Raw genomic sequence first — 12,031 nt, forward strand, 5'->3', positions numbered from 1 at the left:
CAACACTGATTCGGAGTACCGAATACAGTGTGGGGCTTCTTTTGGTTCAAGCTAAAATTATCTTTACATATAGAAGTTCCCAAATTTTGACATGCAATTAACTATAGGTTAAAAATTTTATCTAACTCAGTAAACCAAAAATACCTAATACTTTCCTCTACTTCTCTGCACTTTTATAATTTTTCTAAAAAATACTTAGGTGGATGAAAATAAACATAACCCAAGGACCAATAACTAATGACGACTCTAACAAATTAACTTTAGTTGTGCCGATATACTTATTATGTATACAATATCTCAAAGCGATCCCGTCCGCCTCGAAATCTTCAAAAACCTCTATCAATTTATCGCCGAACAAATGGGAATTGTTCTGCAAAACACAGCAGCATCAGTCAATATCAAAGAACGCCTAGATTTTTCCTGCGCCATTTTTGATGCTTCAGGATTACTAGTTGCTAATGCCCCTCATATTCCTGTACATTTAGGCTCAATGAGTGAAAGTGTTCGTAGTTTGATAAATGATAAAGGTGACACCCTCAAATCAGGAAATGTTTATCTATCTAATAATCCCTATAACGGCGGAACACATCTCCCTGATGTCACAGCTATTACTCCCGTTTTTGATGAAGACGAAAAACAAATTATTTTTTATGTAGCTTCCCGTGGACACCAAGCTGATATCGGTGGAATTACTCCTGGTTCCATGCCTCCTCATAGTACCACAGTCGAAGAAGAAGGGATTATCTTTGATAATTTTCTCTTAGTTGAACAAGGCAATTTTCGAGAAAACCAAGTACGAGAAATACTCTTAAATCATCCCTATCCTGCTCGTAATCCTAACCAAAACATCGCTGATTTTAAAGCACAAATAGCTGCCAATGAAAGAGGAGTACAAGAACTGCGGAAAATGGTTTCTCAATATGGACTTGAAACAGTCCAAGCTTACATGAAATTTGTCCAAGATAATGCCGAGGAATCAGTTAAAAAAGCGATTGATGTTCTCAAAGATGGCTCATTTATTTATGAAACGGATGACGGCGCACGCATTCAATTAAAAGTCACAATCAATCGAGAAAATCGCAACGCTACGATTGATTTTACAGGCACATCTGGACAATTAAATACTAACTTCAATGCTCCTAAAGCCGTCACGCAAGCAGCAGTTTTATATGTCTTTCGGACTCTGGTTGATGACAGCATACCCCTCAATGCTGGCTGTCTGAAACCACTAGAAATAATTATCCCTTCTGGCTGTATGCTAAATCCAACCTATCCAGCAGCAGTAGTAGCCGGAAATGTAGAAACATCCCAAGCCATTGTCGATGCTTTATATGGTGCTTTGGGTGTAATGGCTGCTTCTCAGGGAACGATGAATAATTTCACCTTTGGTAATGACCGTTATCAATATTATGAAACGATCTGCGGTGGTGCTGGCGCAGGGACAAATTTTGATGGTACTGATGCAGTCCATACCCACATGACTAACTCCCGGTTGACCGATCCTGAAGTTTTAGAAACTCGCTATCCTGTTTTAGTAGAAAGCTTTAGTTTGCGTCCTAATAGCGGGGGTAAAGGAAAACACTCAGGTGGAGATGGCGTCATCCGTCGCATCAAATTTTTAGAATCGATGACAGCTAATATCCTCTCTGGACATCGGCTGATTCCTCCCTTTGGATTAAATGGTGGAGAAGCAGGACAAGTAGGACGCAACTGGATACAACGTCAAGATGGAACCCAAGAGAATCTAGACAGCACAGCGACAGTGCAAATGCAAGCAGGAGACATTTTTGTCATCGAAACCCCTGGTGGTGGTGGATTTGGGGAAAAAGCTAAGGATTGAAATCTCTTAGATGTCACCAACAAAAACCAGCTGCTAAATGTTTTATTTGGTGCAAGATGTCAATATGCTTACAAAACTCAACTGCTGTTGTTTATAAAGATAAACTAATTTATTAATTTTTAGTATTTATTTACATATTTCTTAGAATCTATTTCAGTTTGTAACTATTTACCTATATCTTTATATCTATTCCTTTAGACTTATCTAAAACAGAGAAAATTTTTCAGGATAAAGAAAAATGCCTTCGGTAAACTTTATTTGTCATAATTTTTTTGTTGCTGTTTCTTTTGTAGCTTGTATTATTGGTTTGTTTTTACTGTGGGATAATAAACAGCAAAAAGATGATGCAGATGCAACAGAGGTCATTTTATTTAGAATGACCTTTTGTTACTGGTTAGTTTACTGTGTTGCTTTTGGAATTGAAAAATTAGTGTTTCCTCACTGGGAAGCAATACATATGACTTTGAGGATTACAACAGCTTTGTCATATTTCTTAACATTTTCTTGTATTGTTAGTCTGCCTCTACATAAGTTTGCAGTTCGCCAAGTTGAGTAATAGTAGAACTCTTGCATGAATTCTCAAAACACCAGTATTACACCTTATTTAAGTTAAGTTGGCTGGATGAAAGCGTGGGAGTGTCAAATAAAAAAAGGGGTGAGGAACATAGCCTACACCCGAAAATAATTAGGATTTGAGAATTTGAACTTCGGAACTAATTTCAGCAATTGCGAATTCCAAATTTTAGTTCCGAACAGGAACAACTGAACCTTGACCAAAAAATTTGGGAGGTTCAGCGAGAGTATAAACTTGGGTTTCTGTGGCGATCGCCTTTCTCAGATGCAGTGGCAAATGCAGCATACCTAAAAGCGCTATCCCATCAAACATGCGGAATCCACCACTAGTTTTTGCTTGCAACAGCAGATCTACCTTCTCTGGGTCAGGTTGGGTGTTGATCTTTAACTGCGAAGCTAGGATAAAACCCCACGGTCTGCCATAAGTACAGGTATGGCTACTGTAGGACTGCACATTGGGAAAAACCGCATTTAGTGTTTTTGCCAACCGTGCATGGAGATTTAATTCCCCTGGTGACACAGGGCCTGCTTGGACGACAAAAAAACCATTTGGTGATAATACACGACTGGCTTTTTCAAAGTATTCTTTGGTAAATAATTGAAATGATGGCCCTGACTCAATTGGATCACTAAGATCAGAGATAATTACATCCCATTTCTCATCAGTGGTATCCAAAAAGTCGAGTGCATCTGCAATTACCACATGCAAACGTGGGTCATCAAAGGCGTTTTGATGCATTTCACTTAGGTGTTGCTTGCAAGCTTCCACCACTTCGCCATCAATGTCAATCATCACGACTTTATCTACTGTCTGCCACCGCAAGACTTCTCTCGCTGTAGCTCCTTCGCCGCCACCAAGAATTAGTACCTTACGTGGTGCGCCATGAAAAATCATTCCGGGGTGAACCAACGGTTCATGGTATAAAAATTCATCACCAGTACAAGATTGCCACTTACCATCGAGGACTAGAGCCTTACCATAGGTTCCTGTTTCCACAATGTACATTTCTTGATATTCAGTTTTCTGGTAAGCAAGTACCGCCGTTACCCCATGAGCATAAATATCCCAAGGAGTGATGTACTCATTTACCCAAAAATCTGCACCGACTTCGCTACCTGGCATAAGATTCTTCTCTCTACTTCCAATATCATGTACTCACCAACAGAGTCTGTTCCAACTCTTTAATTGTTGATTGGATACTGGGTGAAAACCTACCACGAGGAAGTGTCATTAGTACATGTTTGCTGGCTTGGAAAGCCTCTACAAGGTATTCGCAAGCTTTCTCCGGTTTCGTATGTTGACCACAGGTAAACACATCTACTGCTATGTAGCCGTTTTCTGGCCAGGTATGAATCGATATGTGAGATTCGGCCAAAAGTGCCAATGCAGTTACTCCATAGGGTTCAAACTGATATGATATCTCTTTGAGCAGAGTAGACTTTGCTGTCTTAGCAGCTGCTTGCAAAGCCTCTCTAATGAACCCGATGTCATTCAGTAAACTGATTGGACAGCCGTAAAGTTCCAGAATACAGTGTCTGCCAACAGGAACCGAAGATAATTCCTCGGTGGGGTAAGATTGCTTTTCCAATTCTTCCACCTTATACAACAACTAACGAGAAATTCACCTCCAAGATTGGTTTTGCTACTTCTTGGAATTTAAATTTGCTGTAAGACTAGAGATTTTTATGCTTTTATGCACAGAACTATGATTATTACATAAATGTAGAAATAAATGCAGAATTTTTTAAAATTGCTACAGGATAAGGGTTTGGAGTGTGAGGGGACAACTAATCAGTTAACAGTGATCAGTTTAATTTGATAACTGATCACTGTTAATTGTTAACTGATTCATCCCCGATCCCCATTTTTTACGGTGTAGGTGTGGCTGTTTCGCTAGATGTAGGTGTAGGTGTTGATTCAGATGTCGGGGTGTCGCTTGGTGTTGGTGATGGTGGGGGAGTAGGATTTTCTACATTTAAAGTCAGTTGATATGAAAGTGGCTGCGAACTGCGTGACACAACTACAAACTCGTAAAATCCGCTTTCTGACAGTTTACCTGACCACGATCGCTTTTTAGAATCTTCCAAAAACACATACTTTCCAGTGGGCGAATAAATTGACCACAAAAGTTGCGGATTTGCTGCTAATTTCACTTCCATTAACTGATCTTGGCGCAGATCGGCAATGAAAACTTTACCTGCTGAACTTTTGAGATTACCGCTAACTGTTTTGCTAGTAGCATTAGGATCAAAATTAATCTTCTGGAAAGCACTTCTAGCAATAATGGCGTTGAGTTTATCAGCAACAAAAGCGTGCCAAACTTGTCCAATGGGCTGATCGATAAAATTCTTGCTTTCCTGTTCTGGAAATTGCTGAAAAAATGCTGCATCTCCTAAATCATATAAAGCCCGGCTCGATACATTTAAGTTATTGGCTTCTACTTTCCAACGATCGCGATCGCCTCCTTGGTAAGTACCTAATTTTTGTCTGCTTTGTGAACTCAACAGTGTTAACTTTTGCAGTAATTGATCAGCAGTTTTATCCCATTGCGCCCGTAATTGTTCATCTGCTGGTTCATTGGTGAGACTGCGACGTTGCAAACTAGGATTGTTCTCCCAAAATATTTGATTTACCAAATTCACATAAAAGTTTTCATCAATACCTAAACGCTGACGGCGATCGCGTAATCTTTCTTTGCGCGCCCGTTCTGCTGAGGAATATTGGGCGAGGGGATCAAGGGGTTGCTTAGTGGGGCTAGACGTTGGTGTTGGCTGTGGTTCATCATCAAAACGCGATGAAAGCAAGCTGTTTGCTCCCCACACAGCGATGACAGCAGATGTTGTCAGTAATAAAAATACCAAGATGATTTTGTCTGGTGTCCACCAGATGTGAGGAGTGTGAGGGGTCGCAGATGTGGAAGGAGATGGGGATTTGGGAGGATGGGGAGATGGGGATACAGCTAGAGTTACGGTGGTGGTTGGTTCTGGGACTCGGACGGGGGCAGGAGGTTGAGTTGGCGGATAATAGGACGGGGGTGGATTGAGGACTTGCAGGACTTGCTGGGCGCTTTGATAACGTTGTTGCGGAATAGGAGAAAGCATTTTATCTAACACTACTCCCAAGGTGGGACTAAGGCTAATTTCTCGTCGCCAGTTCCAAGCAAGGGTGTTGTCATCGATTAGTTCAGACGGTTGTTTCCCTGTTAACAACACCAATACTGTTGCTGCTAAAGCATAAAGATCGCTATGAGGTTCTACCGATCCTGTTTGCATTTGTTCTGGGGGCGCATAACCAAATTTCCCCAGTAAGGTGGCTGGTGGTGTTACAGCACCTGTATTTGGTTGGTAATATTGGGAGACGACAACTGCTGCTACTTGTTTGACGCCACCAAAATCTATCAGGACTGGTAAACTTCCTTCAGTTCGTCGTTGGTAAGGGGAGGTTTGGGGGAGTTTGCAAAGCATCAAGTTATCCGGAGAGATATCGCGATGAATGACTCCGAGAGAGTGGATATACTCTAGTACTGGTAAAATTTGTAGCAAAAGCTCAGTTATTTCTGATTCTGTGAAGCGTAAACCTTTTTGGAGACGCTCATCTAGTAAGGAACTATAAGTCTGTCCTTCTACATAATCCTGCACTAAAAATAAGTACTCTTTGCCACTAAAATTACTGCGGAACAGTTCGCGGAAACGGGGAATTTGCGGATGCTGTAGCTGGTAGAGAACAGTCGCTTCTCTTTGAAATAATTCTTCTGCTTTTTTTAAAACGTAAGCAGTTTGGACTTGGGGAAAAAATTCCTTTAAAACACAAAGTTCTCGAAAGCGGTTAATATCTTCAGCTAAATAAGTACGTCCAAACCCTCCTTGACCAAGTTGACGCACGATTAAATAGCGATCGCCCAAAGTTTGACCCGGTTGGATACCCTGATTATTTCCAGCATCCAACTTTTCGCCGCAATGTAAACAAAAGCGACTACCATACGGATTCTCATGTCCTTTGGAGCAATAAACTTTCATAGTCATTTGTCAATTGTCATCGGGGATTGGGGAGCGGGGAGCAGGGAGCAGGGAAAGGGGATTGGGGACACGGGGACACGGTGAATATTTTTGATAGATTCTCCGCGTCTCCTACTCTATACGTCTGCGCGTCTCTTCCCTTTTCTCCTTTCCCCTTTCCCCAATCCCCAATCCCTAATTTGCAGATTCTAGTTTACTGACTTGATCGGCTGCGATCGCATACCATATCTGACCAAATTTACTCTGATCCAGTTTCGCATTTCTAGGGCGTTGTCCCGGAAATAATCGGTCAAATTTTCGATTTGTTTCTGTCTGAAGTTGCTCGATGGTATAGTTTCCGAATTCTCCAGCTTGGGCTTGTTTGCGCCAAGTTTGTAAGCTGCTTTGGCTATAAGTTCCTAGTTGACTGCGGGCATCTGTACTGAGTTGAGCTTGTTCTATTTTTTTTAATAAATTCTCTGCTGTACTGTACCATTCTTCTCGTAACGCTTCATCTTTAGAGTCAGAGGTCAGAGAACGCCCTTTTAATTCTGGATTGTTAGTATAAAAAAGTTCATTGACTATCTGATTAAAAAATCCTTCTGGTACTTGTAGCTGGGCGCGGCGATCTAAAATTTGGCTGATGCGGGTTCCTTCTTTGTTGTTAGGATTACTCACTGGTTTAGTAGGAGAATCAGAACCATCAGGTAATGTGGGGAGGGTGATCGTAGGAATAGTAATTGATGATACGGCTTGAATAACAGCATTGACCACCGCCCAAGAACCAACAAGAGTCAAAGCAACTACGGTGGTTCCAACCATACTCATAGCAAAAGGACGTAACCACACAGGTAAAGGTAACTTTTGAGCGATCGCTTGGGTTTTGTTGTGGAATCTTGTCGCCAGCGCTTTGACGCTCTTTCGCCCTGGTGCAACTACCATTGTCTTGAGTTTGGTGACGTGGGGATTGACAGATTTGATTGGGACTGGTGATTTTAAATCTTTGAGGACTTGATTAGCATTTTGGTAGCGATCGCTTGGTTTATAAGCCAGCATTTTTTTTAACACTGCTTCTAGACTAGGATTAACTTTGATTTCTTTTCCCCAGTACCAATTACCCTGATAGCTATCGTAAAGTTTTTGTGGTTCTTTTCCTGTCAGCAATACCAGCGCGGTTACTGCTAATGAGTACAAATCGCTGCTAGGAAAGGCTTTTCCTTGCCGTAATTGTTCCTCCGGCGCGTACCCTTTTTTACCCAAAATAGTGCGTATTCCACCCATTTGAGTAAACCAAAAACCTTGAGAAGCGGGTAATTGTTTAACACCACCAAAATCAATTAATACTGGCTGTTTATCAGAATGTCGCCAAATCAAATTATCGGGAGAAATATCACGGTGAACTACATTTTGAGAGTGAATATAAGACAACACAGGTAACATTTGTTGTAGGAGGGTAATTACTTCCTCTTCGCTAAAACTCTGTCTTTTATTCAGACGTTCTTCTAGCAAATCTAGGTAATTTTCACCTTCTACGTAGTCTTGCACCAAAAAGAAAAAATCATGATTACCTATTTTGGCTTGCAGTGAAGTGTGAAAACGGGGTATCTGGGGATGCTGGAGTTTTTTTAAGACACTAGCTTCTCGCTCAAATAATTGTTTCGCTTTTTTTAAATTTTGTTCTTCTTCTACTTGGGGAGCAAATTCCTTCAACACACATGTTTGAGCAGATTTTTTCATATCTTCCGCCAAATAAGTGCGGCCAAACCCCCCTTGCCCTAATAGTTTGATAATTTTATAACGCTTGGCAATAATTTCTTCTTGATGAATAGGCAAGGGTTCACCACACTGAGTACAAAAACGGTTACTCCCATTATTGACGTGCTGCTTACTGCAATAGACCTGCATGGTGCTGAAGAATTGATAAAGGGATTTATTATTAGCTACAACAAGGATAGCCGTGATTACGGTGGGGATTGGGTAAGAGGGACAAAGAAGACAAGAAAGACAAGGAAGAAAAACTAACCACTAACCAACAACCGATAATTAACAAAATAAAAATTATGAATACTGAATCTCAACAACTACGGGCAATCAGCGCATATACAGAATTTTTACAAACTCCTTTAGATACACTAATACAACAGCATGTCAACACTGAAGTCGAATCCAGGGTTGTGTCATTATTTCATGATGTAGCTTCTAGTGTACCTGCATACAAAAATTTTTTGGCAGAACAAGCAATAAATCCTGACTCCATCCAAACTCTTGCAGATTTCCAAGCCCTACCCTTGATTACTAAAGAAAATTATTTGTTACGTCACCCACTAGCAAACTTGTGTCGTTATGGAGATCTCAAAAACTGTGATATGATCGCTGTCTCTTCAGGTTCGACGGGAAAACCCACATTTTGGCCTCGTTTCTTCACAGATGAATTGCAAATTGCCACTCGCTTTGAACAGATATTCCACGACAGTTTTACTGCTGATACTAGACGCACTTTAGCTGTGATTTGTTTCACTTTGGGGACTTGGGTAGGTGGAATGTACACCACCAATTGCTGTCGCTATCTTGCTAGCAAAGGTTATCCCATCACCGTAATTACTCCAGGCAATAATAAAGAAGAAATCTTTCGCGTAGTACAGGAACTTGGTACTGCTTTTGATCAGGTTGTGCTGTTAGGATACCCACCTTTTCTGAAAGATGTAATTGATACTGGTATTAGCCGTGGAATTGAGTGGCAGCAGTATCACATAAAATTGGTAATGGCGGGAGAAGTGTTTAGTGAGGAATGGCGTAGTTTAGTAGGTGAAAGGGCTGGTTTTCAACATCTTTGCTATGACTCTGCATCACTCTACGGAACAGCAGATGCAGGCGTATTAGGTAATGAAACACCTCTAAGTGTCTGTATTCGTCGTTTTTTAGCAGCAAATCCAGAAGCTGCACGGACTTTGTTTGAGGAGTCGCGTTTACCTACCCTTGTACAGTATGATCCAATTGCTCGCTTTTTTGAAGTCAAAGATGGTGCATTAATCTTTTCTGGAGACAATGGTATTCCCTTAGTGCGTTACAACATCTTGGATACCGGGGGGATAATTACTTACGATGCTATGCTCAAGTTTTTGGCAGGCTATGGTTTCGACCCCATAGCTGAATTACAATCTTATGGCGGTAGAGGTGTGCGTTCTTTGCCTTTTGTTTACATTTTTGGACGCTCTAATTTTACAGTATCCTACTTTGGTGCAAATATTTATCCAGAAAATGTAACGGTGGGATTAGAACAGTCAGAAATTAAAGATTGGGTGACAGGTAAATTTGTGATGCAGGTAAAAGAAGATGCAGATAAGAATCGGTATTTATCTGTAGTTGTAGAATTAGCACCAGGGGAAGAAGCTAGTGATGCAAGAACACAAGTTATTGCAGCTTCGATTCTCACTCAGTTGCTGCGCCTCAACAGTGAATTTGCTAACTATGTTCCAAAAGAATACCAAACGCCACAAATTACACTAACTCCCACAGGCGATCCAGAGTATTTCCCTGTAGGGGTGAAGCATCGGTATACACGCAAGTAGTTGTTAAAAAGTAAAAAGTAAAAAGTAAAAAACCTCAGTTCGGGTTAAGGCTATTTTTCTATTTTTTCTACGAGATAATAGGGGTTGTAGCTAACGATATAATCAGGGTTTCAGCTTATCCCGAACTCAGGTTAAAAAGTAAAAAGTAAAAAGAGAATTCCCATAATTAAAATTAGGGGATTTGTTCGCGAAGCGTTCCCGAAGGGTAGCGGACGCCTTTTTTCACAGCATGAGTGTCTCGTAGGCGAAGCCTTCAAGGGAGAGTAAAAATCTTTTTTCTTATCCATAAATAATGGTGCTTAAACCATTTTTTCTTTTTCTTTCTTTTGCCTTTTAACTTTTAACTTTTGCCTTGTTTAGTGATTCTTACCTCAACCACAACTTGAATTACCTAGAATTCAGTAGCCTTGATTTCGATCTACCAAGTTTTTTAAGGGGCTACCTGTTTCAATACGCGCGATCGCATCAATAATGTAATCAACAACATCGTCAAGCGCACCAACTGCTGCCACATGAGGAGTAACAACAATCCTGGGGTGAGACCAAAATGGATGCTCCCTTGGTAAGGGTTCAGTATTGAAGACATCCAAATATGCACCAGCCAATTGCCCAGACTCTAATGCTTTCAACAAATCAGCTTCGATTAGGTGTTGACCTCTACCCACATTAATTAAGTAAGCGGCTTGTGGTAAAGCCGCAAAGGTTGCATGAGATAGAATTCCCTTCGTTGCAGTCGTTAAGGGAAGTAGATTTACAAGCACACAGCACTTACTCAAGAAAGCATTAAATTGCTCATTTCCAAAAAAGCAATCAATCCCCTCTATTTCTTTAGGGCTTTGACTCCAGCCTCGGACTGATAAACCTATAGTTGATAAGCGTTGAGCCACAATTCTACCCATAGCACCTAAACCTAAGACCCCGACTATAAACTGATATCTATTGGGTGTAAATAGAGGATTCCAACGTCGCAATTGTTGTAAATCTCGATAATCAATTACACGACACTTACATGCTAAAACCGATTGCATAACATAGTCGGCCATCTGTAAAGCCAATTTATTGGGGACAAGACGAGCAATCGGAACATCAGGGGGAAGACTAGAATCTTGCAAAATATGATCTACTCCAGCCCCTAGAGACAGAATGAGTTTGAGATTAGGGAACATCTGTAATGTGCCTAATGGTGGATACCAAGCCAGAACAATCTCAATCTCTTTTGGATCGCCTACTTCAGGCCAAACTCGCCAATCTATATTTGATCTGTGCTGCTTCAATCTGGCTATTAATTCAGTAAACCAAGTATCCGTTGGTTCTATTTCTGCGAGCATCAGTACTGCCACTACTAAACTATCCTCGTCAATTGACTTAAACTACTTACTGCTCCTTCAATACTTTCGCGATGTCCCAAACCACTCAGACGTAGATACCCTTCTCCCAAATCACCAAACACAGAACCAGGAACTCCTACAATTCCCGTAGATCGCATCATATAATCGAAAAATTGCCAGGAATCCCAATTTCTGGGAGACTTTACCCAAACAAACGGACTGTCAATAGCACCAAAACACTTGATTCCAACTGCTTCCAAAGCATTTCGGAGCATACGAGCATTTTGCAAATAATAATTCACGACTTCTTGGCACTCAAGTTGCCCTATACGAGATAAAGCAGCAAGCGCACCCATTTGTGCAATATTGGCAGTTCCCCAGAACTTAATTTCGTGCCTAATGCGCCAAAGAGCATTTAATTCCCCAGGGACTGTATTACAAATCGTTAGTTCCTGCGGAATCACAGCCCATCCTACTCTTAAACCTGTAAAATTTGCCCACTTTGAAAAGCTACCAATTTCAATTGCACATTCTTTTGCGCCCTCAATTTCATAAATACTCTTGGGGATGCTAGAAGTCGTAATAAATAAACTATGAACAGCGTCATAAATAATCACGGATTTATGTTCTCTTGCATAGTTTACAAGAGCTTCAAGCTGTGTAAATTGTGGTAAGCTGTTATGCATTTAAATTGTGATGACAGCGTCGCCTTTATTTTTGAGTTT

The 12,031-nt window shown here is 40.8% G+C and carries 9 protein-coding genes; 3 read left to right on the forward strand and 6 right to left on the reverse strand.

The window, feature by feature from the left end; all coding sequences use genetic code 11:
• Positions 1-283 precede the first annotated feature (283 nt).
• On the forward strand, positions 284-1,840 hold the full coding sequence (locus AC5JMK_RS06440; RefSeq protein ID WP_096675422.1) for a hydantoinase B/oxoprolinase family protein: 1,557 nt from the start codon (positions 284-286) through the stop codon (positions 1,838-1,840).
• A gap of 238 nt (positions 1,841-2,078) precedes the next feature.
• A complete protein-coding gene (locus tag AC5JMK_RS06445) occupies positions 2,079-2,396 on the forward strand; it encodes a hypothetical protein (RefSeq protein ID WP_495909682.1) in 318 nt (105 codons plus the stop codon).
• A gap of 186 nt (positions 2,397-2,582) precedes the next feature.
• Here AC5JMK_RS06445 and AC5JMK_RS06450 read toward each other — a convergent pair whose 3' ends face one another.
• The 4 genes from AC5JMK_RS06450 to AC5JMK_RS06465 form a co-directional block, all read right to left on the reverse strand.
• Positions 2,583-3,536, reverse strand: coding sequence for a fused MFS/spermidine synthase (locus AC5JMK_RS06450; protein ID WP_096675424.1), 954 nt, complete (start codon positions 3,534-3,536; stop codon positions 2,583-2,585).
• A 25-nt stretch (positions 3,537-3,561) separates the two neighbouring features.
• Positions 3,562-4,011 (reverse strand): adenosylmethionine decarboxylase, encoded by a 450-nt coding sequence (gene speD / locus AC5JMK_RS06455; protein WP_096675425.1) that lies wholly within the window; start codon positions 4,009-4,011, stop codon positions 3,562-3,564.
• A gap of 271 nt (positions 4,012-4,282) precedes the next feature.
• On the reverse strand, positions 4,283-6,430 hold the full coding sequence (locus AC5JMK_RS06460) for a serine/threonine-protein kinase (RefSeq protein WP_096675426.1): 2,148 nt from the start codon (positions 6,428-6,430) through the stop codon (positions 4,283-4,285).
• A 174-nt stretch (positions 6,431-6,604) separates the two neighbouring features.
• On the reverse strand, positions 6,605-8,314 hold the full coding sequence (locus AC5JMK_RS06465) for a serine/threonine-protein kinase (protein WP_096675427.1): 1,710 nt from the start codon (positions 8,312-8,314) through the stop codon (positions 6,605-6,607).
• A gap of 155 nt (positions 8,315-8,469) precedes the next feature.
• Here AC5JMK_RS06465 and AC5JMK_RS06470 point away from each other — a divergent pair, with 155 nt between their 5' ends.
• A complete protein-coding gene (locus tag AC5JMK_RS06470; protein WP_495909683.1) occupies positions 8,470-9,978 on the forward strand; it encodes a phenylacetate--CoA ligase family protein in 1,509 nt (502 codons plus the stop codon).
• A gap of 398 nt (positions 9,979-10,376) precedes the next feature.
• Here the strand turns inward: AC5JMK_RS06470 and AC5JMK_RS06475 are convergent, their stop codons facing one another.
• Positions 10,377-11,318: a 2-hydroxyacid dehydrogenase gene (locus AC5JMK_RS06475; RefSeq protein WP_096675429.1), complete on the reverse strand. Its 942-nt coding sequence runs from the start codon at positions 11,316-11,318 to the stop codon at positions 10,377-10,379.
• 2 nt (positions 11,319-11,320) lie between these two features.
• Positions 11,321-11,992, reverse strand: coding sequence for an aminotransferase class I/II-fold pyridoxal phosphate-dependent enzyme (locus AC5JMK_RS06480; protein WP_495909684.1), 672 nt, complete (start codon positions 11,990-11,992; stop codon positions 11,321-11,323).
• Positions 11,993-12,031: the final 39 nt, after the last annotated feature.

The sequence above is a fragment of the Pelatocladus sp. genome (assembly GCF_059505505.1).

Coding starts and splice junctions, on each gene's coding strand:
- AC5JMK_RS06470 (WP_495909683.1), top strand. CDS start 8,470: ATGAATACTGAATCTCAACAACTACGGGCAATCAGCGCATATACAGAA.
- AC5JMK_RS06445 (WP_495909682.1), top strand. CDS start 2,079: ATGCCTTCGGTAAACTTTATTTGTCATAATTTTTTTGTTGCTGTTTCT.
- AC5JMK_RS06460 (WP_096675426.1), bottom strand. CDS start 6,430: ATGAAAGTTTATTGCTCCAAAGGACATGAGAATCCGTATGGTAGTCGC.
- AC5JMK_RS06440 (WP_096675422.1), top strand. CDS start 284: ATGTATACAATATCTCAAAGCGATCCCGTCCGCCTCGAAATCTTCAAA.
- AC5JMK_RS06480 (WP_495909684.1), bottom strand. CDS start 11,992: ATGCATAACAGCTTACCACAATTTACACAGCTTGAAGCTCTTGTAAAC.
- AC5JMK_RS06450 (WP_096675424.1), bottom strand. CDS start 3,536: ATGCCAGGTAGCGAAGTCGGTGCAGATTTTTGGGTAAATGAGTACATC.
- AC5JMK_RS06465 (WP_096675427.1), bottom strand. CDS start 8,314: ATGCAGGTCTATTGCAGTAAGCAGCACGTCAATAATGGGAGTAACCGT.